Origin of the sequence: Erysipelatoclostridium sp. An173 (assembly GCF_002160495.1) — a bacterium.
Taxonomy (GTDB): Bacteria; Bacillota_I; Bacilli_A; order Erysipelotrichales; family Coprobacillaceae; genus Thomasclavelia; species Thomasclavelia merdavium.
This window is the reverse complement of sequence record NZ_NFKR01000033.1, coordinates 1-26738: the sequence shown is the minus strand read 5'-3', so window position 1 is coordinate 26738 and position 26738 is coordinate 1. Positions and strand designations below refer to the sequence as shown.

24 protein-coding genes are annotated in these 26738 nt (G+C 26.8%); 5 read left to right on the top strand and 19 right to left on the bottom strand.

The window, feature by feature from the left end:
• A partial coding sequence (locus tag B5F09_RS11765) for an Rpn family recombination-promoting nuclease/putative transposase (protein ID WP_143357510.1) occupies positions 1-899 on the top strand: 899 nt, incomplete at its 5' end.
• A gap of 416 nt (positions 900-1315) precedes the next feature.
• Positions 1316-2239, top strand: a complete 924-nt coding sequence (locus tag B5F09_RS11760; protein ID WP_087374367.1) for a D-alanyl-D-alanine carboxypeptidase family protein — start codon at positions 1316-1318, stop codon at positions 2237-2239.
• 335 nt (positions 2240-2574) lie between these two features.
• Here the strand turns inward: B5F09_RS11760 and B5F09_RS11755 are convergent, their stop codons facing one another.
• Together B5F09_RS11755 and B5F09_RS11750 are read right to left on the bottom strand one after the other, a co-directional pair.
• A complete protein-coding gene (locus tag B5F09_RS11755) occupies positions 2575-3954 on the bottom strand; it encodes an IS4 family transposase (protein WP_087374365.1) in 1380 nt (459 codons plus the stop codon).
• A complete protein-coding gene (locus B5F09_RS11750) occupies positions 3954-4151 on the bottom strand; it encodes a 2-C-methyl-D-erythritol 4-phosphate cytidylyltransferase (RefSeq protein ID WP_087374363.1) in 198 nt (65 codons plus the stop codon). The genes B5F09_RS11755 and B5F09_RS11750 overlap by 1 nt, the downstream gene beginning before the upstream one ends.
• Positions 4152-4795: 644 nt before the next feature.
• Between B5F09_RS11750 and B5F09_RS15235 the strand changes: the two genes are divergently transcribed.
• A complete protein-coding gene (locus B5F09_RS15235; protein WP_239404324.1) occupies positions 4796-5434 on the top strand; it encodes an AAA family ATPase in 639 nt (212 codons plus the stop codon).
• A gap of 9 nt (positions 5435-5443) precedes the next feature.
• The gene (locus B5F09_RS15230) at positions 5444-6031 is read left to right on the top strand and encodes a DUF4143 domain-containing protein (protein WP_343283910.1); all 588 of its coding nucleotides are present in this window, start codon (positions 5444-5446) and stop codon (positions 6029-6031) included.
• A gap of 132 nt (positions 6032-6163) precedes the next feature.
• Here B5F09_RS15230 and B5F09_RS11740 read toward each other — a convergent pair whose 3' ends face one another.
• The 12 genes from B5F09_RS11740 to B5F09_RS11685 all read right to left on the bottom strand — a co-directional run bounded on the left by B5F09_RS11740 (position 6164) and on the right by B5F09_RS11685 (position 17454).
• The gene (locus tag B5F09_RS11740; RefSeq protein ID WP_087374361.1) at positions 6164-6526 is read right to left on the bottom strand and encodes a hypothetical protein; all 363 of its coding nucleotides are present in this window, start codon (positions 6524-6526) and stop codon (positions 6164-6166) included.
• A gap of 198 nt (positions 6527-6724) precedes the next feature.
• Positions 6725-7756: an NAD-dependent epimerase/dehydratase family protein gene (locus B5F09_RS11735; RefSeq protein WP_204215309.1), complete on the bottom strand. Its 1032-nt coding sequence runs from the start codon at positions 7754-7756 to the stop codon at positions 6725-6727.
• Positions 7757-7777: 21 nt separating this feature from the next.
• Positions 7778-9010: a nucleotide sugar dehydrogenase gene (locus tag B5F09_RS11730; RefSeq protein ID WP_087374357.1), complete on the bottom strand. Its 1233-nt coding sequence runs from the start codon at positions 9008-9010 to the stop codon at positions 7778-7780.
• 16 nt (positions 9011-9026) lie between these two features.
• Complete coding sequence (locus B5F09_RS11725) at positions 9027-10436, bottom strand: flippase (protein WP_087374355.1); 1410 nt, start codon at positions 10434-10436, stop codon at positions 9027-9029.
• Positions 10423-10824: a serine O-acetyltransferase gene (locus B5F09_RS11720; protein WP_087374353.1), complete on the bottom strand. Its 402-nt coding sequence runs from the start codon at positions 10822-10824 to the stop codon at positions 10423-10425. Before B5F09_RS11720 ends, B5F09_RS11725 begins: the two co-directional genes overlap by 14 nt.
• 326 nt (positions 10825-11150) lie before the next feature.
• Entirely contained in the window at positions 11151-12224 is a 1074-nt protein-coding gene (locus tag B5F09_RS11715; protein ID WP_087374352.1) for an EpsG family protein, read from the bottom strand.
• Positions 12221-13339 carry a glycosyltransferase family 4 protein gene (locus B5F09_RS11710; RefSeq protein ID WP_087374350.1) on the bottom strand — a complete coding sequence of 373 codons (1119 nt, stop codon included), beginning with the start codon at positions 13337-13339 and terminating at the stop codon, positions 12221-12223. The genes B5F09_RS11715 and B5F09_RS11710 overlap by 4 nt, the downstream gene beginning before the upstream one ends.
• 55 nt (positions 13340-13394) lie before the next feature.
• Positions 13395-14210: a glycosyltransferase gene (locus tag B5F09_RS11705; protein WP_087374348.1), complete on the bottom strand. Its 816-nt coding sequence runs from the start codon at positions 14208-14210 to the stop codon at positions 13395-13397.
• Entirely contained in the window at positions 14210-15055 is an 846-nt protein-coding gene (locus tag B5F09_RS11700) for a sugar transferase (protein WP_087374346.1), read from the bottom strand. The genes B5F09_RS11705 and B5F09_RS11700 overlap by 1 nt, the downstream gene beginning before the upstream one ends.
• A 143-nt stretch (positions 15056-15198) precedes the next feature.
• Positions 15199-15696, bottom strand: coding sequence for a transcription termination/antitermination NusG family protein (locus B5F09_RS11695; RefSeq protein WP_087374344.1), 498 nt, complete (start codon positions 15694-15696; stop codon positions 15199-15201).
• A gap of 8 nt (positions 15697-15704) precedes the next feature.
• Positions 15705-16211, bottom strand: coding sequence for a transcription termination/antitermination NusG family protein (locus tag B5F09_RS11690; protein ID WP_087302640.1), 507 nt, complete (start codon positions 16209-16211; stop codon positions 15705-15707).
• Between the two features lie 118 nt (positions 16212-16329).
• Positions 16330-17454 carry a site-specific integrase gene (locus B5F09_RS11685; protein ID WP_087374342.1) on the bottom strand — a complete coding sequence of 375 codons (1125 nt, stop codon included), beginning with the start codon at positions 17452-17454 and terminating at the stop codon, positions 16330-16332.
• 784 nt (positions 17455-18238) lie between these two features.
• Between B5F09_RS11685 and B5F09_RS11680 the strand changes: the two genes are divergently transcribed.
• Complete coding sequence (locus B5F09_RS11680) at positions 18239-19777, top strand: AAA family ATPase (protein WP_087374340.1); 1539 nt, start codon at positions 18239-18241, stop codon at positions 19775-19777.
• A 38-nt stretch (positions 19778-19815) separates the two neighbouring features.
• Here the strand turns inward: B5F09_RS11680 and B5F09_RS11675 are convergent, their stop codons facing one another.
• The 5 genes from B5F09_RS11675 to B5F09_RS11655 form a co-directional block, all read right to left on the bottom strand.
• Positions 19816-21360 carry a plasmid pRiA4b ORF-3 family protein gene (locus B5F09_RS11675; RefSeq protein WP_087374338.1) on the bottom strand — a complete coding sequence of 515 codons (1545 nt, stop codon included), beginning with the start codon at positions 21358-21360 and terminating at the stop codon, positions 19816-19818.
• Between the two features lie 100 nt (positions 21361-21460).
• The gene (gene eutH, locus B5F09_RS11670) at positions 21461-22543 is read right to left on the bottom strand and encodes an ethanolamine utilization protein EutH (RefSeq protein ID WP_087374336.1); all 1083 of its coding nucleotides are present in this window, start codon (positions 22541-22543) and stop codon (positions 21461-21463) included.
• Positions 22544-22668: 125 nt separating this feature from the next.
• The gene (locus B5F09_RS11665; RefSeq protein ID WP_087374334.1) at positions 22669-24138 is read right to left on the bottom strand and encodes a glycoside hydrolase family 1 protein; all 1470 of its coding nucleotides are present in this window, start codon (positions 24136-24138) and stop codon (positions 22669-22671) included.
• 96 nt (positions 24139-24234) lie between these two features.
• Positions 24235-24906: an MmcQ/YjbR family DNA-binding protein gene (locus tag B5F09_RS11660; protein ID WP_158095845.1), complete on the bottom strand. Its 672-nt coding sequence runs from the start codon at positions 24904-24906 to the stop codon at positions 24235-24237.
• A gap of 12 nt (positions 24907-24918) precedes the next feature.
• Positions 24919-26607, bottom strand: coding sequence for an FAD-dependent oxidoreductase (locus tag B5F09_RS11655; protein ID WP_087374330.1), 1689 nt, complete (start codon positions 26605-26607; stop codon positions 24919-24921).
• Between the last annotated feature and the right edge of the window lie 131 nt (positions 26608-26738).

Sequence of the window (26738 nt, the reverse complement as noted above, 5' to 3'; positions counted from 1 at the left end):
AAAATCCTCGTTATTTCGCTGATTTAGTTAATGTCATTTTGTATAGCGGTCTTCCGGTTATCGATCCTGAATATCTGAATATTTATGACAGTGAAATATCTACCGTAATCAAAGATCATAGTTTCATTAAAGAAATCGAACTTAGAAGAGATATTGTTTTCAAATACACTAATGGTAATGAATCTAAATTAATCGGTATTGAAAACCAGAAACAAAATGACAGATTTATGCTTTTTAGATGTATGTCTTACGATTCAATTTTTTATCAAAGACAGATCAACAATTTATCTAACGATAACGAACTGATGAAAGTTAGCTCTGCAGTTATAAACTGGGGTGAACATCGCTGGCAAAACTGTGACAATCTTTATGAATTCTTTAAAGTTCAAGACATAGAAAAAATATCTACCAGTAACTTTTCAATACTGGTAGTAAATGTACTGGATATTGATTATCATTTATTTAAAGAAAAGAAAAACCATGATTTAATCAAGACTATTCAATTAATCTATAAATTTAAAGGAAAACCAAAGAAATTAAAAGGTCTAGTAATAGATAGAGATATTGCAATCATAGCAGCTAGCATAGTCAATGAAGAAAATGATGTTTTAAAAAATATTATCTTAGAGCAAGGAGAGAAAGTGGATATGTGTGAATCATTAATGAATTTCTATAATCAAGGTATCAACGAAGGAATAAATCAAGGCATTAACTTGGGTGTTAATAAAGAAACCTTACAAAAAACGAAACAAATATTTAAACATTTTTATCCCCATGAAGATAGTAATATTTTAAATAATTTAACTAAAAAACAATTAGATATAATTTTTACAATGCTTTTAGATCAAGAACCACTCGATAAAATTAAAGGTATCGTAAACAAAAAAATTGCTAGTTAGATAACTATGGGCCAGAAAGTCACTAATTAATTAGTGGCTTTTAATTTTGAATAACTTTGTAACAAATAATATAAAACAATTATATTATTAATTTTAAAACCTAACTATTAATAATCATTCTAATCTATAACACCCCCCTTATACCTTCTTAAACAATATTTATTAATAATACATCCTATCTAATAACTTTTTTATAATTTTTTAAAGCATATTTCTATATATTATTACAATAAGGATATAATATTTACATTTTTATAATTTACATGATAAACTATTTATAGCTTTTATATAACAATCTCCTATGATTTTTAATATCTAGCTAAATATTATCATTGGTGTTTTTTCATAGATATTAAAACTTAATTCTAATTTATTAAAAGTAACATTATGTAAAAAAAATTGGAGGTAATTAGATAATGAAAGTAACATCAATAAGTATCAAATTAATGTTAGTATTCTTACTATTACTAAGTGGCTGTTCCGCTAATAAAGAACACAAAAAATCTCAAGAACAATCACCAACAAAACAAAAAACCTTTACATTAAACAGTTCTAGAATTCAAGTAAATCAATATGCAACAATTAACTATTTGGATTATGTTAGCGGAAATACCGATGCAATCGAATATAACACTATCGATACATCTAAGCTAGGAACTTATGAAATAACATACTCACTAGAAGATACTACTACTAATTCAAATCAAGAAGCTAAAACAATGATCGTTGATGTTGTTAGAACATATGAAAATGGAATTTTTAATCCAACTGATCTTATTCCTGAAACTATAACTAATCCTGAAAGTATTACGGCATTAGTTAATAAAACTCATCAAATCCCATCTGGTTGGGTACCTAATGATTTAGTTGAAGTTGCCGGTTCTAGCCAACAATTAAGAAAAGAGGCTGCTGAAGCTTTTGAAGCATTTTATCAAGCAGCCAAAAATCAAGGAATTACTTGTTATATAATTTCTGGATATAGAACAAATGATACTCAAGCCCTATATTGGCAACGACAAGTAGAAATATATGGGGAAGAATATGCCTCTTTATATAGTGCTTATCCAGGTAGAAGTGAACATCAATTAGGATTAGCAATTGATATATCTAATCAATTAACTGGTAATCGTTTAACTGAACAAGTTGCTAATAGTGATATTGGAAAGTTTATTGTTAGTGATGGTTATAAATATGGTTTTATCCTAAGATACCCTCAAGATAAAGTTAATATCACAAACTATGGTTATGAACCATGGCACATGCGTTATGTTGGTAAAGAAACTGCTGAAAAAATTCATCAAAGCGGTCTTACATTTGAAGAATATATCGAAATGAATTAATGAAAGTTAGTTCTATAACTTTCAACAGAAATAAAGCTAACAAAACCATGATAATTTTAATGATTTTTTAAATAAAAAAATATTATTTAAACTTAATAAAAATAGTAAGATCTATTAAAATGTATTAAAAATCAGGAATCAAAAAGTCACAACCTAATAAGTGCAATGTCGTCAATTTAAGAAGATAAAAGGATATGTTTAGCTAATTAAGTATCTGATCATATCCTTTTCGTGTTTGAAAACGCTAAAAAAGCGTATAAATATCCCTTGATTTTTGATGATTTTTTTTAAATTTTAGGTTATAATTTATATAGACAAGGTGTTCTATACTACTATTACGATTTGACACGAAGAAATCCTTTTTTAACCTTTCTTATGGTTGGATTTCTTTTGCCATCAACCCTAAATTTAAGTGGGCTTGGTAATTTTATATAGACACCCCATCTTGGGTAGAGTCTGTTCGGGCGAACAGGCTCTTTGTTTTTCGCAGCTTTTTTTATTATCTTTCCTAACAGTTTTTTTATCTTTTGCCTCTGATTTAACAGCTTTGGCAAATTAGTCCTTAACAACTGAATTAGATTATTTATATTTGTTTGATACTTATACTTTGATGTATGTACTACAATTTTATCCGATTCCTTTTTTATCATCGCAGCCAAATTATGCACTATGACCTGTGAATGCATCTCCTGTAATATAAGTTCCGGTTTCTCACTAGTTATTCTCTCCATCTCCAGTTTGTTCTTTAATGTATCATACCCTGTTTCCTCTATCCACCTATGACCATAAAGAACTATTATTTCTTTTCTCGACCATTCATCATTGCTAAGATTGGTAAAAATTATTATTTCTTCATCTTCTTCATTTTCCTTTAGTTTCTTGATTTCTGATTTCTTATATTTGATTACCCGTATCTTCAGTTTTCTGTGTTCTCTGGCATATTCCTTGACTTCATCGATTTTAAATCTTTCTATCCATTTGTCATCAAATTCTATTTCTATCCAGCCATCCTTTTCAATCAAATCCACCTGTTTCTTATAAAAGTTTGATTTTCCTCTAAAACAGTAGAAATCGTTGTTCATTTCAAAATAGAAAAACAAATCACTTGCATCATAATTTCTGTCCGCCAAGAACAATCTTTTATGTTTACACAGTATCTGGTGAACATCATCCATCTGTTCATAAGCCATTGGAAGTTCCGCTTTCCGATATGATCGAATGGATAAATCGATATAAATACTATTACATACATCATAAAATCCAGATATTCTTGGATTTGTTCTTCTCTGTCGGCACTTATGCAGACCTTTATCACCAAATTGTTCAATACATTCAGGTGTATGAGGTGCTTCTCCAGTAGAACCGTCAATGGCAACAACAGTATATCCTTTAATTGTATCATATTCATTATAATCATAATAATACTGGCATAACCGATGGTTAAGATATGGAAATACTTTATAACTGAGTTTTCCCTGTGCTTGAAATATTGCTTGTTTTGAAACTGATTTATCCAGAGCGTCAAATCCAGAAAAATAATGATTGATTTCATTGGAAACAGTATGCCCGTTTCTTGAAAACATAAATTTAAGAAGTCCTGGCAAACCAAGTTTTGACTCTCTGGTGAAATAGTTAGGTTGTTTTCTGGCTATATCAAAAGTATCCGGGTGAGATAAAAGAGAATAGAAATATTCAACAGTAGAAGTGATAGACATTAATCATCATCATACACAAGTCGAGGTTTTTTCTTTGCATACATAGCCTTAAGATAAGGTAATTGTTCTTCAGTCAAAAGACCAAAAGAACGGATAGTGCGATGTCTGATTTTACCATTTTCACGATAAGCTTCGACCAATGAACAGTAATAAGTACCTTTTTTTCCTCTATTATTTGGTACAGCCTTCACAAACATAAAATCATCTCTTTCTATACTACAATTATATCATAAAATCATTGGAATATCTATTGATATAGCTAATATATTCTTTCATAATTTAAGATTAAAAAGGATAGATATCTTGATAGATTTCTATCCGTTTTTAATCTTCTTAAATTGACGACATTGCACAACCTAATAAGTGACTTTTAATTTTGCATAACTTGATGATAAATAGTTTAAAATAATTATATTGCTTATATAAGTTTAAAATTCAATCTATTAGCTTTTTTGAACAATAATTATCGATATTACTTTTGACGTATCTTTATAAAATTAAATTAAAATTTATATAAATATGATAAAAATTTTAATTAACTAATAAAAATGTGTATTTTTACATATTTTTATTAGTTAATTTTATGATAAACTGCACTTTTTTATTAATTATAGTAAACTATAAATATCAAAGCTAGCTATCAACCATATAAATTAACAATAGCTAATAAATATTTGGAATATTCTATATGGTGTAAATTTATTTTTAATAAAATGTTTGAATCCAATTGATAAAGTGATAAAAATGAAGGTAAGTATGAAAAGATTATTACTTGAAAATTTAGTAAAGTGGAAAAAGTCTTTAACTAAAAAGCCATTAATTTTAAAAGGTGTCAGACAAGTTGGGAAAACAATATTTAATAAGAAAGTTTGCAAACGAATACTACGAGGATTTGATTGAAATCAATTTTGAAAGAGATCAAGAATTTGTTGAATTATTTAAACGAACTAAATCACCTAAAGAGATTTTATCATTTTTGGAATTAACTTTTTTAGATAAAAAATTTGATCATAACACGCTACTATTTTTTGATGAAATCCAGGCTTGTAGTGAAGCATTAACAGCATTAAAATTTTTAGGTGAAGAATTCAATTGTGACATTATTTGTTCAGGGTGCATGTTAGGAGTTGCTATTGCTACAACTTCCTCTTTCCCGGTTGGTTACGTAGAGACTTGGGATTTATATCCAATGAGCTTCATTGAATTTTTATACGCTTTAAATGTTAATCAAAGTATTATTGATACAATTTATCAATCTTTAAATGATAATAAACCAATTCCTGAAATGATTCATATAAAAATGAACGAGTTTTTTAAAGATTATATCATAATTGGAGGAATGCCTGAAGTTGTTGCTAAATATGTAGAAACAAAATCATATCGTGATGCTTTATTGATTCAACGAAGAATTGTCAATGATTATTTAAATGATATGATTAAATATGCTCCTAGAGCAGATAGAATCAAAGCCCGAGAGTGATTTCAATCAATACCTTTACAATTAGCAAAAGAAAATAAGAAGTTCCAATACAAATTAGTAAAAAAAGGTGGTAATGCTCGTTACTATGAATCTAGTTTAGACTGGTTAAAAGAAAGTGGCTTAATCATTAAAACTTATCGACTAAAATCAATTACTAAACCATTAGAGCTAAACATTGAACAAGCGATTTTTAAAGTATATTTCTTTGATACTGGATTATTAATATCTCAATTTGATGAAACAACGATAAAAGAATTAATTACTGGAAATTTAGGAGTTTTTAAAGGGGCAATATATGAAAATATTACTGCTATGATATTACAAAATAAACAAAAAGCAAACTATTATTATCAACCAAGTCAAACCTATGAAATCGATTTTGTAATATATTATAATGGTGAAATATCTGTTTTAGAAGTTAAATCTGGCAAAAATACCAGATCAAAATCATTTAGTTCTTTCATTAACAAACATAATCCAAAATATGCTTTTAGATTTTCACAAAAAAATATTGGTCCAAATAATGAAAATATATTTTATTATCCACTATACGCTTTAGAATTTCTTTTAAACAACGAAAAACCAATTTTATATTAGAACCAAAGCTGTAAGCCTTGGTTCTAATATTCTTTATGAAACTAGTTATTAAATAATAATATCTCAATTCAACATTTTTTTAAATACTTTATCGACATCTGTTGTACTTCGAAAACAAAATAAATGTTATTATTATGATTTATACATTTTAGCCCATAACGCTCTTTTTCTTGTTTTAGCCATATCAATTATTAATTTAATTTCTTCTAAAGATAATCCCTCTAAAAACATATAATATACCATCATACATTGTTGATCAGTTAAATCATCAATAAATTCTAAGTCTCTATCAAATACCCATTTTTTTAATAAATCAACCATTTCAGGAATATCCTTTAGTTCTTTAATAATTTCTACATCATGATTAATATACTCCCATTGAAAACCATCGCGATAACCTTGTAAAAATCCATCACAATATAATTTACCTAAAACTGAACCACTATTTTTAAATTTATAATATTCTTCAAAGCCTCTATCTTTATTTTCAACCATATTTATTCTCCCTCTTTAGGTATATGATATTACTTAATTTAATATATAAATATAAAATTATTAGAACCAAAATTACTAACATATTTTTTATATGAAGAATAAAAAATTTATGTCTATTCCTGCTAATATTTACAATATTTTTAAAATTTACTTAAATAATAAATATATCATATTTGAGATAAATATTATTATCAAGAACTAAAAATAAAAGTCTTTATACCATATGGCAAACTTTCTCAAACCATCCCTAAGTGTTGTACTTGGTTTAAAACCAAAATCTCTTTCCAAGGCACTAGTATCAGCATATGTCACTGGTACATCTCCTGGTTGCATAGCGACTAATTCTTTATGTGCATCAAAGTCGTAATCTTCTGGTAATACTCCTGCATTTACTAATTCCTCGCTTAAGATTTGTACAAAATCTAGTAGACTTTCAGGATTACTGTTTCCTATATTGTATACTTTATATGGTGGTACTGGTAATCCATCTTCACCGTTTTTCTTTTCAGGTGCTTTTTTCATTACTCTAATCACACCTTCTACAATATCATCAATATATGTAAAATCTCTTTTACAGTTCCCATAATTAAAGATTTTAATCGTTTCATTATTTCTTAGTTTATTAGTAAATCCAAAATATGCCATATCCGGTCTTCCTGCTGGTCCATATACTGTAAAGAATCTAAGTCCAGTAGATGGAATATTATACAATTTACTGTATGCATGGGCCATTAATTCATTGCTTTTCTTAGTAGCTGCATAAAGCGAAACAGGATTATCTACTTTATCATCCGTACTATATGGCACTTTCTTATTTGATCCATATACACTACTGCTTGAAGCATATACTAAGTGTTCTACTAAATGATACCTACATGCTTCTAAAATGTTATAAAATCCAATAAGATTTGATTCTATATATACATCCGGGTTTTCTATTGAATATCTGACACCCGCTTGTGCCGCTAAATTTACCACTATATCAATCTCATAACGTTCAAATAGTCCATTTACTATTTCTTTATCAGCAATATTTCCTTTGACAAAATGAAAATTATCATATTTTAAAAGAGTATCCAATCGATACTCTTTTATTCTCACATCATAATAATCATTCATATTATCAATTCCGATTACATTGATACCTTTATAATCATTAAGCAATCTTTTGCATAAATTACTTCCAATAAAGCCTGCTGCTCCAGTTACTAAAACAGTTTTCCCATTCAGTCCAATACTTTCCATATATTATTAATCCCTTCTAAACAAATCTCTTGTATAGACTTTTTTTTCAACATCATCTAAACAGTTATCATATCTATTGGCAATGATTGCCTGACTTTGTTTTTTAAACTCATCCAAATCATTTACTAGCAGACTTCCAAAGAATGTTGTCCCATCTTCTAATGTTGGTTCATATATAATTACCTTAGCTCCTTTAGCTTTGACTCTTTTCATGACACCTTGAATTGACGATTGTCTAAAATTATCACTATTTGATTTCATCGTTAATCGATAAACTCCGATAACTACTTCTTTTTCCTTTTCAACATTATAAGAACTGTTAGCACCATAACCTCCTGCTATTTCCAACACTCGATCAGCTATAAAATCTTTTCTGGTTCTATTGCTTTCAACAATAGCACTGATAAGATTTTCTGGTACATCTTCATAATTAGCTAATAACTGTTTTGTATCTTTAGGTAAACAATAACCACCATAACCAAAGGATGGGTTATTGTAATGATTACCGATTCTAGGATCTAAACAAACCCCTTCGATAATCTGTTTAGTATTTAATCCTTTCATTTCAGCATATGTATCCAGTTCATTGAAGTATGATACTCTTAAAGCCAGATAAGTATTTGCAAACAACTTAACTGCTTCAGCTTCAGTAAATCCCATAAATAAAGTGTCAATATCTTCTTTGATAGCACCTTCCTGTAATAAACTAGCAAATTCTTTTGCTTTTAAAAACAGATATGGATCATCCATATCTGTTCCTACAATAATTCTAGATGGATATAAATTATCATATAAAGCCTTTGATTCTCTTAAAAACTCAGGACTAAAGATAATATTTTTAGTGTTATACTTTTCTCTAACGCTTTTTGTATATCCAACCGGAATAGTTGATTTAATAACCATGATTGCATCTTTATTGACGCTTAATACCAACTCAATAACATTTTCAACGGCACTGGTATCAAAGAAATTCTTTTTTGAATCATAATTAGTTGGAGCAGCAATGACAACAAAATCAGCATCTTTATAAGCTGACTTAGCATCTAATGTTGCTTTTAGATTCAAATTTTTTGTACTTAAAAAGTCTTCGATTTCATTATCTTGAATCGGAGACTTTCTATCATTAATCATGTTAACTTTTTCTTCTATGATATCCACAGCTATCACTTCGTGATACTGTGACAATAAAGTAGCTATGCTCAAACCTACATAGCCTGTTCCTGCAACTGCAATTTTCATTTATTTTTACATCTCCTTAAAAAATAGGTTTTTTAATTATATACTTTCTAAATAGAATTTGTAATATCAGCACAATAAAATATAATACAATTCCAATTAAAATTTTAATAAATAGTTCTACAAAAATAGTCATATTTCCAACGTCTATATTAAAAATAATTAAAAACATAAATAATCCAGCAAATATGAAATATAACGATTTATAAAAATATTTTTTAATTGGCAAATATTTTCTAACAGCATAAGCCTGATATAGACAGACAATAGCTTCTGCAAAAAAAGTACCTATTGCTGCTCCCATACAACCATAAAGTGGTATAAATATCCAATTCACAGTAAGATTAACGCCCGCTCCTAAAAAAGCACTTATCACATAATCTTTATCCATTTGGTGCGGTAATAAATATTGTGTACGTATAACATTTGCAAATGCCATAAAAATACAAGTCGGTAATAAAATGATAAAAAGATCAATGCATTTTTCAAAACCATTTCCATAAAAAAGTGGAACAAATTCTTTAGATACTCCCATTATACCAAAACACATTGAGGTTGAAATAAACATTGCAAAAAGCATACTCCAATAGATTAATTTTTTATCTTGCTTATTATTATTAATCATATTTGTCATTCTTGGTAACATGACTGTTCCTAAAGAAGTTATTAAAGCCGTTGGAATAGCTATAATTCTTTCAGCAGATTCGTAGTAACCAACTTCAGTAGTAGTAGTCATTATACCAAGCATAACCTTATCCATAATTTTAAATAAGCTCACAGCAATAACTGTTAAAAACAAAAAAAGATTTGGCTTTATATGTACTATAATTTCTTTTATAGTCGGTTTATAAAAATTGATATTTCTTAATATGTATGGCCATAAAGCTAATTGACTTGCTAGCAATCCTATAGTCATTATTAAACAATATATTATAATATCGGTAGATTCTTTAACAAATAGAAAAATACAAATAGTTGTTAAAATTTTTATAATTGTATTTCTAATAACAGTTAGTTTAAATTTCTCTAAACCAAAGAAAAACCAGTTAACATCAAAGCAAGCAGATATTACATAAAAACTTACTGCCAAAGAAACATGAGAATTTGCTGAAAAAATAAAACAATACAATAAATAAATAATATTAAAAAAAATTCCCAAAACAAATTGCATACTATATATACTCCAGAATGTTTTTTCTAGTTCTATTTTTTCATCTCTTACTTTAGCAATCGATCTATTTCCATAATTATTTAATCCAAGCATAATAAAAAGGACATAATAATTGGCAATAGAATATGCATAAGAATATGTCCCAATACCAGAAGCGCCTAATACTCTAGAAATATAAGGAGTGGTAATTAACGGAATAAACATAATCATAATTTGATATATAGAATTATATATAAAATTTTTTTTAATAGAATCCATCCTTATCACCTCTATACTTAATTATCTTAGCTGGTACCCCTCCAACAATTGCATTTTTTGGTACATTTTTAGTTACAACTGCATTAGCACCAATAATAGCATTATCGCCAACACGGACATTACCAATAATCTTAGCTCCAGAATAGATTATTACATTGTTCCCAATAATAGGATACTTATCTTTATTTTGTCCTAAAGTCACATTATGAAATACAGTACAATTATTTCCAAGTATCACTCCTTTACCAATTACAATACTAAAACAATGGGGGGTACTTAAGCCATTTCCTACTTTAGCAGAAATCCCAATACTGCAATTATATTTTTTTATTAAATGTTTTCTAAATAACATTTTAAAAAATAATTTAAACTTATTATCATATTTCATTTTTACATACTTACATATAAGAAATGAACATCTAATTTCAGGATACAAAAAGAATTTTGATATTTTTTTTAAAATATTAATGAATAATCACCTACTCTCATATAAGATATATTACCGTTTAATAAAAACATATAATTATGTATTATTGAAATATAATGACACTTATATTATTGTCTAATAAAAATAGTAATTTTATGTATTAGGTTAAAAAAGAATACATGTTTAAAAATTTTCTGAATCAACAAACAAAATACTGTAGATAAATTAATTACAAATTTACTAATTTTACTCAGTATTTAAATACAAAAAACATTACACTAAGTTTTCTATTTATCAAAAATGCTTATATATGGATTTATACCCATTGATTCACTTTGTAAATTAAAATAAACATAATGATACGGTATCAGTAACATGATAATCAATATTAAAATCATTTTGTTAACTATTTTATTATTTACTATTATTTTAATTTGATAAACAATTATAGGTAATAAATAAATAATTCCTGTAAAAAAATAAGTCGTTATTCTTCCAAAAACAGAAGAAAATAATGTACAAATTTGAAAAAATAACATAAAAAACAGCATGTAAAATAAAGAACGATATTTATTTAATTTTATTTTTTTTAATTGATAAATATAAAATATTGGTATACAAATTATAATGCGAACAATAGTATTTAATATAACGCTCAACTGGAGCTGATTATCATAATACGATCCAAAATATCTACCATAATTAGTCCCTGATAATATATTATCTAAATTAAAAATAATAATTGATAAAATCAAAAATGTCATAAAAAAAATTATTTTTTTGAATTTAAATTTATTAATAATATTAGGTAAGAGAATAATTAGGCAAACTATACTTGAAAAATGAAAAAGTACAGCAATCATAATCAAAAAAACAAACATTTTTTTATCTTCTTTATATACTAGAAAATACAACCCATAAGATACAATAGAAATCGCCAAAAATTGTCTTTCTTGATTCATCATAGAATAAAAAAAGTTTATACTAATAAAAATATAAACACTCAAAAAATAATCTGTAGATATTTTTTTAATTGATAAATAAAAAAAAGCTAATGTTATTGTTCCTATAAGAAAATGCATAAACCAAGGATTATTAGGAGTAATGATATTGGACAAGTATATCACAATAACATAGCCTGGTTCTATTATTTGAAGCGATTCAAGAAAATTGCTAGATATAACGCGAAAATAAATTTCATTATAATTACGATAATCAACACCTATATTCCATCGAAAAACTACTATACTCCACATAATTAAAAAAGATAAAATCAAAAATATATTTTTACCATTTTTTATATGCTTACTTATAAAATTTAAGATAAAAATTAATAGAATATTTGTCAAATATATACTCATTTAGACAAAATCCTTTCATAGAGGATTGCATATTTTTTACTCATTCCATTAGATGAGAAATGCTCCACAAAATCAGTACTATTATTCTCCTTCTCTTTACCCTGAAGCTTTGAATTGCAACTTGATATGATACTTATCAATTTGTTTAAATCGTCACATTTAAAAAATTCTATAGAAGAATGTGATATTCCTTTTTCTATTTCTCTGTGCTCGGATATATCTGACAAAATTAAATTTAATCCCATACATCCTGCTTCAAGTACTGAATTAGGAAGACCTTCTGATTTTGAAGCTGATATATAATAATCAGCAATACTCAAATATTCTGGAACATTGTTAACATTACCTGTAAATATGATATTGCTACATTGATTAGATAAATTAATTGCTTCCTTTTTTAAATCTCCATCTCCTAAAAGAATCAGATAAGAATCGTCTCTTCTATTTGATTTTAAAAAAGCTTTAATAATTATTAACACATTTTTTCTAGCATTTAATAGTCCAGAAACAATAAATATTTTTTTATTCAAATCAAGCTTTTTTTTATTTTCAAATTCATTATTATAGTATTTAGATATATTATATTTATTAATATCTACACCATTTTGAATAGTAATAATATTTTCGAATCCATGTTCAGAATAAATATTTTTTAAACATTCAGAACAACATACACAATAATTAGATTTGTTAATCATTATCTCTGTTAGCTTAATAGCAATAAATGATTTAAATTTATTTAATCGCATTGGATATTCCTTATATGCGTTATTTCTTAATGTTATAATCTGTTGAGTATCCTTTTTATAAATACTAGCTAGTATATTTGCTCTGATACCAGAGCTGTGTATTATATCAGGGTTATATTTTCTAATTTCATTTCTAATTTTTTTTATTTGAGACATAATATTTTTTTTATCGTCAGTAGAACTTATTACATTGATTTCTTTATTTAAAAATAAATTGACTTCTGAATTATCTGGTTCTTTATTTAACGTAATTATTTTAAAATCAAAAATTTTCTTATCAAGATTGCTTACAATACCATACAATTGATTGGTTGGTCCACATCTTCTTAAATCTGATACGACATATAATATTTTTATTTTACTCATTTTCCTCACCTCATATAACAATTTTCAAATCATATATGTAAAAATATATACATTTTTATCTTCTTAAAAAAAATATATATAAATATCTTCGAATAGTAGTGGGCACAATACGAATAGAACTTCTTGTAATAATATTAAAGCACATTATGAAAATATTAATTAATTTCAAATCTAGTAATTTTTTTTGAATTAAAAAATCGCCCTTGATATATTTAAAACCTCCACGTCTTTCATACATTCCATTTCCTACCCTCATATAAATCAGTATTTCTGGAATATTTTTAACGTAATATTGTTTGCTAATTACCTTAGCCCATAAATAGTAATCTTCATTCAAATAGCAATCCTCATAACTACCACAATTTTTGATGACACTTTTTTTAAACATAACTGTCATATGGTTGAAAGGATTTCTTTTTTTTAAATAAACTTTTATATCTTCATTAGATAATGGAACTTTTTTTATTATCTGACAATCACCGATGACTTCGTTAAACTCCTCTAAATAAGATCCACATAAGCTCAAATCTATTTGATTACCAAATTCACTAAGTTGTCTTTCTATACGTGTAGGAATAGCTATATCATCACTATCCATTCTTGCAACCAATTCATTTTTACATATTTCTAATCCTTTATTCAACGCAATCCCTAAACCATAGTTTTTATCTAATTGCAATCTATGAATACAGTTATTGGGATCTGCTTCGTAGTCTTCTAAAACTTTATATAATTCATCGGTTAATATTCCATCGCATACAATTACAAAATCATTACTTTTAACTGTTTGATTAAGCATACTTTCAATTGACTGTTTAAAATATTCAGGATTTTCTTTATAGTAAACAGACATTAAGATTGAATAATCCATTACCTCGCCCCATCCCCTGTAAATACTGTTTTTATAGTTAAATAAAAGATCTTAAAATACATCTTAAAACCTCTTTCTTCTATGTATATATTGTCTAATTTCCATTTTTCTTTAGGTGTTAGATCATATCCTCCATGAACCTGCGCCCACCCTGATAAACCAGGAGTTACCAGCAATCTAGATACAAAACCTGGATTTTCTAAGTTGAATCTTTTTGTTAAATTCGGAACTTCAGGCCTTGGACCAATTAATGACATTTTTCCTATAAATACATCTACTAATTGTGGTAATTCATCTATACGAAACTTTCTAATAAACTTTCCTACTTTTGTTATTCTAGGATCTTCTTTATCAGCCCATTTTTGCCCATTCGCCTCAGCATCCTGTCTCATTGATCTTAATTTATGTATTTTTATGAATTTTCCATTTTTCCCAACTCTAATTTGAGAAAATATTGGGTTGCCAGGTGACTCAAGAACTATTATTGCACTAAAAACAGCAACTAATACCAAAGAAGGAATGGCAGCAACCACACAAAACAATAAGTCTATCAATCTTTTAAAAGCTTCATAGATATATTTATTTTCGTAATTGACAGTATGTTTAAAATTCTGAATCTGATTATAAAAATATTCTTCATTGATATCCGATTCAAAATTTTTTCGTTTTGAGACATATAAATCTTTATAGCAATCAATGCATAATTGACCTGCACCCTCAATATAAGATGTTCTTAATGAAATATCCAAGTCAACAGGTATACCAGTATCTTTCCCGCATATTACACACTTTTCAGTAGCATCTGTGAATAAATGAATATCTTTTTTTTCTTGTTTACCATTCATTTTCTTTCTCTCCCTTCTCTATAATCTCGTAATGAATGTTGTTATTAATTTGTGACTATACAAACAAAAAAAGAACATAGTCTCCCCTTACCCCAAGGGAAGACTATGTTCAAATTATAAAATGTGCGGTAAACCAGCTACATTTATCTAATTTTGCTTGTAATTTCCAATCCAGCAACAAACCTGCGATCCATAAATTCTAAATCTAAAGTCGCTAGTTTATTGTGCTTGTCCACTTTTACAATGTGATCTTGATAATGAACTAACGGTCCTTTGTATATTTTAGCTCGTTTATCTTCAATAAATGCTTGGGACATTTTTAAGATACCTTTGCTATCTAACATATACTCAAACATTTTAATTTCATCATCTCTCAACGCACTTACATCTGCTTTTTTTAATTCTTTAATCAAACCTTCTTTAGGCTCTTTAATATTAAAAAGAAATTGGTCAAAATCTAATTGCTCTAAATTACTTCTTACAAAAATATAGCCTGGAAACAATGGTTTAATTGCATTACCTTTTATATCTCTTCGATAATACTCATACATTGGTATAAAAGCATCTAAACCGTTTTTTCTTAAAAGTGAACACAATTTATCCTCTTTAACAACTAAAACAAATAATACATACCAGTTCATTAATTCACCTAAGACTTACTAGTAACTTCTAGAGGAACCTTAATCATTCGTCCAAACAAACTACCTAAAAAAGCAGTTCTTTTATGACGATCAATTTTTTTAATCATTTCCTCTTTTCCCATTAACGGTCCTTCTTGGACAATTAATTTAGAATTAACTATTACTCCTGTTGAATGTACAATTGAATGATCTTCATTTAATAACGATTCCAAAAATTCTTTTTCCTCATTACTCAAAGACATCACTGATTGTGTATCATTTTGCAATACTTTCATCGTAGAGCTTAGATTACCCTCTAATTTACTTACAACATCATAAAACTCTTTTGAATCAAGATTTGTTTCTACAAAGATATAATTTGGATACATTGGTTTTTCTATAAACATTTTCTTACCATCTTTTTTCCAAAAGCGTTCCGACTTAACAATAAAAGCTTTCATATCGGGTTGTTTGTTGAACCAGACCAATAAATCCTTAATTTTTTCATTATTTTCAAAAATAATATACCAATTCATCCAATTCCCCCTTAAAATATATAGTAGCTCCTAATCATAAAATTACATAAATTAAAATAATCATAGACCACTAAAAAAAGTGCTTAGTTAAATAAGCACTTTAAGAAACTGACAAGAATCAATGACTAGAAATATTAATACTTGCGAATTTATCTATCCAATCTTTTTTAGATTTAAATGATGAATGAACATAACGATCCAATGTTATTTGTGAACCACTATGGCCTAGAATTTCACTTAAACATTTGATTTCAAAACCTTCTTCAATACATAATGTTGCAAATGTATGTCTTAACATATGGAAATTAGCACTTTCAATCTCTGCTAATTTTATATATCTTTTAAACTTTTTTTCTAATGCCCGTGGTTCGATAAATTTATCTGGTTTACCTGTTAATAAGTAACAATCATCATTTTGTTTAAACTTTTTAAATAAAGGAATTAGATTTTTTGGAATTGGTATTTTTCTTATAGAAGTTGCACTTTTTGGTGACTGTTCTATTATTATTGTTTTAGGACCATTACCTTCTAAATTTTTAATTCTCTGCATGGTCTTTTCAATATACAAATAATCTTCATCAAGATTAATATTACCCCACTTTAAAGCACAAAGCTCTCCAATTCTGATACCAGTTGCCATTGCGATTAAAACCCCGAATTTACAAGGATCAATATCTTGTAATAAAACATTGTTTAGATTAATAAATTCTGCCTTAGTTAATATTCTACTCTCCTTTTTGGGGTTATGAGGATAAACAATATTAATATTTATATTAATATTATATTCAGTTTGAATAAACTTAAATACATTTTTTAAAATTAATAAAATATCTTTTACTGTTTTAGAAGATAACGGATTCCCATTTTTACCTTTAGTTAACAAACTATTAGTAAAAGCATCTATATGACGACTGGATAAATCCTTTAGTGGAATTTTATCAAAATAAGGTAATAAATAATTATCTACTACACTATAATATTTTACATAAGTAGAAATTTTGAAACGGACTTTGTGAAACTTTAACCATTGGCGAATATAAAAACCTAAAGTATCTTTACTAATAACAAGATTTCCATTAGCTAAAGCAACACATATTCTGTCTCTCTTTAACTTTACTTCCTTATATGTTTTAGCATAAACACTCCCATAAATCTTTTTATTATCGTTTGTTATTTCTTTAACATATCTTGCCTCCCATCTACCATCTTTACGATGAAAAATATTTTCTCCTCTTCTGGGCATAACTCTTACTCCTTTCTTATAATTATTTCTCCTGACCACAAATTGACCAAAAATAAAATAAAAAAGTACCTAATATAAGTCAAATTTTTACTTTTTTTCTTAAAAATATGGCTAAAATTAAAATTTTACACGATTTTCCTATCATTTTATTAAAATAAATGCTAGAATGCTATCGTAGCAATTAAAATTTACTTGTTCGTAGAGTATTTTACTCTGCGACATTTTTATTTTTCCACCTTTTTTAAATTTTATACAAAAAAAGGCAAAGTAGTATTAAAAAAATTTTTATACTATCTTTACCTTTATAAAAGCCATCAATACATAAGTATATTCTTATCATCCGATAAGGTATTGCACCCTTTTAAACCATATTTTCTGCTTCTCAAAATGATTCATATAAATTATCTGGTTGTATTTAAATAATAACACAAATGTCCAAATTGGTCTATAAAAAATTAAAAATATAGATTATAGCCAGCTGTTTTAATAATAATTTATCTAACTATATAATATAAATACTTTTCAAAAACTAAAATTACTTTTTTTAGACTTTTTTTAGAAAATAATAAAAATATTGTCGATTCAACAATAAAATGTTAAAATATAGAAAAGTAAATAGATGACTTTGAGCATATTGTAAAAATATTACAGAGTGAAAAAGCTGATTACTAACTGGAATATACCAGATTTTTACATATGTTAATGAGGTAAGGATCAAAAATAAGCTAATGTTTAGTTTATTTTAGGTTCTTACCTTTTTTGTTATTTAAAGGAGACCAGAGAAATGAAAAAAATAAGACTTAATATTACTGATTTTAAAACAATTATTGATAATGATTACTACTACGTTGATAAGAGTTTATTAATTAAAGATGTTTTGAATGAAAAAGTTGTTTTTTATATTCGACCTAAAGGATTTGGTAAAAGCTTAAATATGAGTATGCTATATTATTTCTTTTCCATAAATGAAAGTAACAATAGTTATTTATTTGAACAATTAAAAATATCACAAGATAAAAAAGCTAAACTTCATCAAAATAAATATCCAGTAATTGCTTTATCATTTAAAGATTTAACAGCTAATAATTTTAATGATATGATTATTGGCTATCAAAATATACTTAAAACCTGGTTAAAAAATAATATTGCTAATTACAAAAAAGAAGCCACTCTATATAATCTCACTACAGAAAATATATCTATTATTGACCTATCAAACTCTTTATCAACCATTAGTCAATATTTAAAAGATTACTACCATCAAAATGTAATAATTCTAATTGATGATTATGATACCCCATTATATTTCAGTTCATTTAATCACTATAACGACAAAGCAGAACAGTTTATCAATAATCTAATCAAACACACAACTAATAATAAAGCAATATTCAAAGCTATCTTTACCGGTAGAACAACTTTAAAATACGAATACTGTTATATTTATAATTATCAAAACAATACTATTTTTACTCCTTCTAAAAATATTTATTTTGGATTTAATGAAGAAGAAATAAAAAATTTACTACAAGCATACCAGCTAATATCTAAATTACCAGATATTAAAAAATATTTTGGCGGTTACTATTTTTCCAACCAATTATTATATCATCCTGCTTGGGTCATAACTTATCTTAACAATCCTAAAAATTATGAAATTAATGTCATTGAAAATGATTTTTGGATCAATGATCTTTTAACAACAAAAAGTTTTTTAATAGAAACAGAATTGAATAAATTACTTTCAAATAGAACAATAACTAAAAAAGTTAATCAAAATATCTCATTTTCAAATCTAACATTTCATAACAATATCTATAGTTATTTTATATTTAATGGATTACTTACTTTGGATGGCAGTGTCAATAATTATCTAACGATCCAACATTTAAAATTACCTAATCTTACTACGAAAATGCAATGTTTAAACATATATTATCACTGGTATCAAAATTATATTATTAGTAAACGTGAAAAATTTCTTTATGCCTTATTTAATCACGAAACAAATACTATCCAGGAAATATTCATTAAAATCATGAATATCTCATTTGTACCGCATGTTTACAATATTGATTACTATCAAGGTTTGCTAGAACTATTACTGGGTCCATTAATGCAAAAATCTAGCAGTCAGCCGACTTTTGTAGTTTATAATCGACAAACTAAATATGAATTAAAATTGGCATCGATCTATTTGACTATTTGTAATGCCCGGGATAAGTTTTTTAATCTAATCAATAATGATGTTATTAATGATGCGAATAATTTAAATTATGAGTTATTAGTCTATCAAAACAATTGCTTTTTTAAAGAAAAATGACCTTATTTATACTAGGTCATTTTCTTTAAAATTAATATCTAATTTAATAAATCCATATCATTAGCAATTTGATTTAACTTTTCTTCTAATTCCTGTTCATCAAAAACATCAAATTCATCTAATACTGCTTTTAAACTAGGATCATCTAACAACCGTAATATCTCATCTTCCAAGCCAAATGCATCGATGATAGCTTCATCAACTTCTTGAAAGACTTGATCACGATGATATCCAATATTATTCTTTCTAAGAAAATCATATACAATAAATAGAATATTTAAATTTGACATTGCTAAATACTGTGGTTTTCCATATTGATTAGAAAAATCAATAATTATATCTATTAAAATTTTATTAATCTTTTCAACTGTTGGACTTTCAATTTTTCTTACAATATAGTCGTCTTCACTAACGATAACCCCATAAATATCTAACTTATTATCATGATTAAATGCATTAAAAGGTAACGCTACAACATCTAAACAAACTTTTTGATTAAGAATATTTTGATTAGTAATTGATTTACTTGGACTATAATGACAATCAAAATGATTAAAATCTACTTTTATTTCATGAACAAAGATATTACTTGCCTGATAGATACCGTTATATACTTCTATTTCCAACATTTCATCTTCATCAGTAACCTCATTATTACCACTTAACCCAATAGCTAAATCGTTTAAATATTTCAACAACCCGGCACCTTCACTAGTTTTAATCAAATCTGGAATATAACCAGGTTCGTTTTTTAAAGCAATATATCGTCCATTATTATCAATAGATAACTTAGTTTCAAATTTAAAATTCAATAATAAAAATGTCCAGCAATGTGTAAAGATATTATCAGAAAAAGAGTAATCAGTATAATAAAAGCCTTCAAGTAAATCATCATAATCTTCATACATTTGCAACATATAGCCTTCTTGTACTTTTAAAATTACCCAGTAACTAACAGTTTCACTAATTAATTTTATTACTTGAAAGTTATTTATATCCCGCTGATCAAGACAATTTCTAATTGTATCCAGTGCTAATTTAAAATCATCACGATATAAGCTTTCGTTAAGACGTTCTTCAACTTCAATTTCCATTAATTGATGGTTAGTTTTTTCTAAATCAAAAGTAATCTGATTAAAAGCAAAATCATCTGCAATAAGTTCTTCGTATAAAGATATCCCACCACAATCTTCAATTAAGTTATAACCTTGATACTTCAATACAACCGGGTATCGCTTAACATCTTCAACAACTTTTTCAACTTTAATTTTAAAATGCCAGCAATCACCATAGTCATAACAATAATCAAATGTCATCCCATCTTCAAGATACTCATTTAAATACTCAAAACAAGAAATTGTTTCATAATTATTAAATATCTGTTCATATTCAAAATCATTACCAGGAATCCAAATTCTTTTCTTTCTAATTTTAAAATCATATAAATGACAATTTTCAAAAGCAAATATTTTTTGAATTACGAGATGTAAACTATTAAATGTTAATTTTTCTGGTACAATTACACGACGCCACATCGGCTTACTGCTATCTTTCACATTAATTTTTAGCTGAAACCCATTCATATTAATCTCCTTTGCTTCGTCACTAATATTATAACAAAGAATGATTATAAATAATATTATTATAGTTCTAAAGATAGAAATTATTTAAGACAACTTTTTATTAATTATCAATAACAATCTTTTCTTTTTTCTCACGATAGAAAATCATTACTAATATAATTGCAAAAATTCCAGCTGCAAGTTTAAAAATTATATACACTACTACATCAAAACTACTACTTACACTAGCTACAAAACCAAGTTGTCCGCCAAAAACATATGCACCTGCAACACTAAAAGCACCGTTTAAAATTTTACCTTTGCGATCCATTTTTGAAAATAACGGAATCATCGCTAAACTAGTTCCTAAACTAAGTAATAGTCCAATTAAAGCAGTACTATTAATTCCTAAATAACGACTAGCTTTAAAAATTAAATTAGGAAATTTTTTTATTAATATATCTGATAAAATCATTGATCCACATACAACAATTACCATCTTTAACACTACTACCATAGCCTCACTAATTAAGGAAGTTGTAGTAAAAGATAAATTAGTAAAAAATAATTGTAATACAACTAATCCAAACAATATAATACTTAAAATTTTAATGATATAGCCAAACAAAGTTAGCACAAAAATAGTTTTTTGATAAGATAAATATAGAGCAATTACTAAAACTAAACATAAAATAATAATTGGTAATAAATTAATCAATAAATTAGGAATTTGTAAATATAATGCACTAATTATTAAAACAACCGGTAAACTCAAAATCCCATATACTAATCCGTTAATAAAAGGATCTAAATCATCTTTTCTTAACGATGATAAAAAAATCGGTAATTGAAAACTAATAGTCTGTCCCAAAGATGAAGTTAACAAAATTCCTGAAAATAATATAAATTCTTTATTAGATAAGCCACTTACGATCGAAAAACCACCCATATCTGGTGCTAAAAGCGTTCCAATAATAATTGATGGATCCAATGAAGAATTTGCACTTAAAGTTGTTATTGTATCAACATTATTTTGAATAAGTGAGATGGCTATACAATAAAATCCAACCATACTCATTGCAATGCTCCCCATTGAATTTAAACCTCTATCAAAAGCTTCTACTAACCCTAGTTTATTATTTAAGATCTTATCAACTAATCCTAATAAACATAACCCCAACATTATTAATACAAAAAAATTCATACTTCCCTCTTCACTACTTTCTAAATTTCTTACTTTTCTAATCTGTATTTTAAAAATACATATTACCTAATAGTAATAACAAAATCAAGTAAGAAAAACGCAGAATAAATTTTCTGCGTTAATAATTAATCTAAATCTTCACCATTGCTAGCGATAACTTTTTTATACCAATAGAATGAATCTTTTCTCTTTCTAGAAAAATCACCAGTACCATCATCATGACGATCTACATAAACAAATCCATAACGTTTTGCATATTGTCCAGTACCAGCAGAAACTAAATCAATTGGTCCCCAAGTTGTATAACCAATTAATGGTACTCCATCTTCAATAGCTTCATGCATAGCTTTGATATGTGGTTTTAAATAAGCAATACGATAATCATCATGAATAGAACCATCTTCTTCTACTTTATCATATGCTCCTAAACCATTTTCAACAATCATTAAAGGAGTATGAGGATAACGACCATTTAATAACTTTAAAGTATAACGTAATCCATCAGGGTCAATTTGCCATCCCCAGTCAGAAGCTTCTAAGTAAGGATTTTTAGCTCCAGCAGTCATGTTTCCTTTTGTTTTTTCAGCCTCTTTATTAACTGTAATACAATTTGATTGATAATAAGAGAATGTATAGAAATCAACTGTTCCTTCTTTTAAAATCTTCTTATCTTCTTCAGTAATATATGAAGTATCAATATTATGTTCTTTAAAATAACGCCACATATATGAAGGATATTCACCACGAACTTGAACATCACCACAGAAATTATTTTTTAAATCATCTTCATCAAAAGCTGCTAAAACATCTTTTGGATTAGGTGTTAATGGATAAACAGTAGTATGGGCAATCATATTTCCAATCATAAAATCAGGATTAATTTCATGACCTGCTTTTACTGTTAACGCACTAGCAACAAATTCATTATGTAATGCTTCAAATGTTTTTTGAGGATCAGATTTTAAATCAGTTAATGGAATACGATGATCAGAATTAACATCTTCTGGATCCATAATTCCTAAACCATATAAATTTCCAATTCCACCTTCACCCATGCAGGCAATATTAATTTCATTAAAAGTTAACCAGTATTTAACTTTATCTTTATAACGTTTAAAACATGTAGTTGCATATTTAACAAATAAATCAATTACACGTCGATCAGAGAAACCATTATATTTAGTTACAATATTCCATGGAATTTCATAATGACATAAAGTAATTAATGGTTCCATTCCATGTTTATGACATTCATCAATTACATCTTCATAGAATTTTAAACCAGCTTCATTTGGCTTATCATCATCACCATTAGGGAAAATACGACCCCAGTTAATTGAAAATCTAAATACATTCCATCCCATTTCAGCAAATAAGGCAATGTCTTCTTTATAATGATGATAAAAATCTACAGCTTCATGACTTGGATAAAAAGCTGTTGGATCTGTTTTTGGTAAGAATGTTCTAGGTGTATTAACGTCACCACCTAATAACATATCAGGGACACATAGTCCTTTACCATCTTCTAAATAAGCACCTTCACATTGGTTAGCAGCAACAGCGCCACCCCATAAAAATCCTTTTGGAAAACTCATTTTTGTACCTCCGTTTTTTATAGTTATATTTATGCTAACAATTATATAATGATTATTAAAATTTAACTTATTTTTTCATTAATTGAAAGATAAATTTTATTTATGCAAAGATAGCTGATAACTATTATCAATTAACTGATATATTTCTTCCAATTCAACTCGCCCATCTAAAATAATTGTAATCCAATTATCTTTATTCATATGATAGCCTGGAAAAATTTTATAATTATCTATTATATTTTTAATATCATTTTTTTGATATCTCAAATCTAATATTTCAACCATTTCATTAGACTCAATTTTTAATTTATCTTTACTTATAACTAAAACAGCGCCATACCATTTACGATTATTTTGATTTCGCCAGATAGCATTCTTTGGTGACCTTTTCCATAAAAACTCTAAATCATTGTCATATTTTGCTTTAACATAATTAATTATCGCGATTGTTTGTTTACTTTTAAAAACATCTACATCACTACACTTATCAATAATATCATTAATAAGTGCTTCATAGATTTCTTTTATCTTACCAACAAAATTTCCAGTTACTCCTTTAACATCGACTAAATTATATTCTTGGTCATTTAATAAATCGATTACTTTAGCTATCTTTTGCTGTTTATTAATTTCTATTACTATTTTAAAAACACCATCATTTATTATCTTTTCATAATAATAATTATCTTCTTTTAAAATAAAGCCATATTCTATTAATCGATCATAATTAATTTTTCTATCCTTAAAATAATTTTCTAGATTACGCAAAATATGTTACCTCTATTTATTAGATACCAATTTCTTCTTTGCATAATTAACATCAAAACAATAATCATTATAAAATGCTAGTCCACCACTTAAAACATAAACCTTCGAATATCCTCTTTGCATCAAAATTCGAGCACAATTATAAGCTCTTACACCAATCGCACAATAAATAACGATTGTTTTATCAGGATCTAGTTCATTATAACGTTCAATTAACTGACCATATGGAATATGATAAGAATTACTGATTTGACCATTAGCTCTTTCTTCATCTTCTCTAACATCTAATGTAATGACATTATCTTTTACCTGTTGATATTCATCAGGTAACATCATTTTAATGTAACCATCAGCTATATTTTCACTAACATATCCTACCATATTGATTGGATCTTTTGCTGATGAAAATGGTGGTGCATACGCTAAATGCAAATCCTGTAAATCAGTTACTTGACCATGATAATTAATTGCTGTTGCTAAAACATCAATACGTTTATCAACACCTTGATAACCAACTATCTGTCCCCCTAAAAGATAGCCTTCTTGATCATAAATTACTTTTAAAGTAATAAAAGAAGCATTAGGGTAGTATCCTGCATGAGCTTTTTGCTGTAAAATAATTGCCTCATAATCTTCATGACGTTTTAAACCTTGCTGATTTAATTGTTTTTCATTTAATCCAGTACTTGCTGCTACTAAATCAAAAACTTTAATAATACTGCTACCAAGTGATCCTGGATATCGTTTTTCTTTTCCAGCTAAAATATCTCCAAGCATTCTTCCTTGTTTATTGGCAGGTCCAGCCAAAGGGATCATTGTCTTTTTATGATTAATTAAATGCTCAACTTCAATAACATCCCCTATTGCATAAATATCTTCGATATTAGTTTTAAAAGTATCATCAACAATAATTCCACCAGCCAAATTACATGAAATACCAGCTTCCTTAGCTATTTTACTATTTGGTTTAACACCGGTTGATAAAATAACCATATCATATTCTTTTTCAAAACAATTTGTTTTAACTACAATTTGATTATCGCGATCTTCAAATTGAATTAATTCAGTATCCAAATTTAAATTAATTCCTTTTTGACATAACTTTTTATGAACTATCTGGGCCATTTCAAAATCCAAATTATTTAGCACCTGTAAACTTTTTTCGACAATATCTACTGCCACATTATTTTCAACTAAATTTTCAGCAGTTTCAATTCCTACAAAACCACCACCAACTACACAAACTGATTTAATATCTTCTAAAATAATCTTTTGTTTAATCTTTTCAAAATCATTAAATGACCACAACTGATAAATTCGAGAACTATCAATTCCTGGTATTGGTAATTTAACTGGTGAAGACCCTGTTGCAATAATTAATTTATCATAACTTTCTAAATAATTATCTTGATTTAAATGATCTAAAACTGTTACTTTTTTATTTTCAGCGTCAATTTTAATAACTTCATTTTGAACTCGTACATCTATTTGAAAACGACTTTTAAATAATTGTGGTGTCATTAATAACAAATCATCTCTACTAGAAATCACATTAGAAACATAATAAGGTAATCCACAATTAGCATAAGAAACATAATTTCCTTTTTCTAAAATAATTATTTTGTCATCTTTACTTAATCGTCGTAATCTTGCAGCCATACTAGCTCCAGCCCCAACACCACCGATTATTACTATTTTCATATTATCACTCCTCTACAAAAAAAGGTAGTGTCAAAAATAGTTAGTTTATTTTATATATAAATTAACTTAAAACCTCATTCTACCTTGGTTTTTATATATTTTGATTAATTTCCCCATGAAATCAATCTATA

Coding starts and splice junctions, on each gene's coding strand:
- B5F09_RS11760 (WP_087374367.1), top strand. CDS start 1,316: ATGAAAGTAACATCAATAAGTATCAAATTAATGTTAGTATTCTTACTA.
- B5F09_RS11755 (WP_087374365.1), bottom strand. CDS start 3,954: ATGTCTATCACTTCTACTGTTGAATATTTCTATTCTCTTTTATCTCAC.
- B5F09_RS11750 (WP_087374363.1), bottom strand. CDS start 4,151: ATGTTTGTGAAGGCTGTACCAAATAATAGAGGAAAAAAAGGTACTTAT.
- B5F09_RS11740 (WP_087374361.1), bottom strand. CDS start 6,526: ATGGTTGAAAATAAAGATAGAGGCTTTGAAGAATATTATAAATTTAAA.
- B5F09_RS11730 (WP_087374357.1), bottom strand. CDS start 9,010: ATGAAAATTGCAGTTGCAGGAACAGGCTATGTAGGTTTGAGCATAGCT.
- B5F09_RS11725 (WP_087374355.1), bottom strand. CDS start 10,436: ATGGATTCTATTAAAAAAAATTTTATATATAATTCTATATATCAAATT.
- B5F09_RS11720 (WP_087374353.1), bottom strand. CDS start 10,824: ATGAAATATGATAATAAGTTTAAATTATTTTTTAAAATGTTATTTAGA.
- B5F09_RS11715 (WP_087374352.1), bottom strand. CDS start 12,224: ATGAGTATATATTTGACAAATATTCTATTAATTTTTATCTTAAATTTT.
- B5F09_RS11710 (WP_087374350.1), bottom strand. CDS start 13,339: ATGAGTAAAATAAAAATATTATATGTCGTATCAGATTTAAGAAGATGT.
- B5F09_RS11705 (WP_087374348.1), bottom strand. CDS start 14,210: ATGGATTATTCAATCTTAATGTCTGTTTACTATAAAGAAAATCCTGAA.
- B5F09_RS11700 (WP_087374346.1), bottom strand. CDS start 15,055: ATGAATGGTAAACAAGAAAAAAAAGATATTCATTTATTCACAGATGCT.
- B5F09_RS11695 (WP_087374344.1), bottom strand. CDS start 15,696: ATGAACTGGTATGTATTATTTGTTTTAGTTGTTAAAGAGGATAAATTG.
- B5F09_RS11690 (WP_087302640.1), bottom strand. CDS start 16,211: ATGAATTGGTATATTATTTTTGAAAATAATGAAAAAATTAAGGATTTA.
- B5F09_RS11685 (WP_087374342.1), bottom strand. CDS start 17,454: ATGCCCAGAAGAGGAGAAAATATTTTTCATCGTAAAGATGGTAGATGG.
- B5F09_RS11680 (WP_087374340.1), top strand. CDS start 18,239: ATGAAAAAAATAAGACTTAATATTACTGATTTTAAAACAATTATTGAT.
- B5F09_RS11675 (WP_087374338.1), bottom strand. CDS start 21,360: ATGAATGGGTTTCAGCTAAAAATTAATGTGAAAGATAGCAGTAAGCCG.
- eutH (WP_087374336.1), bottom strand. CDS start 22,543: ATGAATTTTTTTGTATTAATAATGTTGGGGTTATGTTTATTAGGATTA.
- B5F09_RS11665 (WP_087374334.1), bottom strand. CDS start 24,138: ATGAGTTTTCCAAAAGGATTTTTATGGGGTGGCGCTGTTGCTGCTAAC.
- B5F09_RS11655 (WP_087374330.1), bottom strand. CDS start 26,607: ATGAAAATAGTAATAATCGGTGGTGTTGGGGCTGGAGCTAGTATGGCT.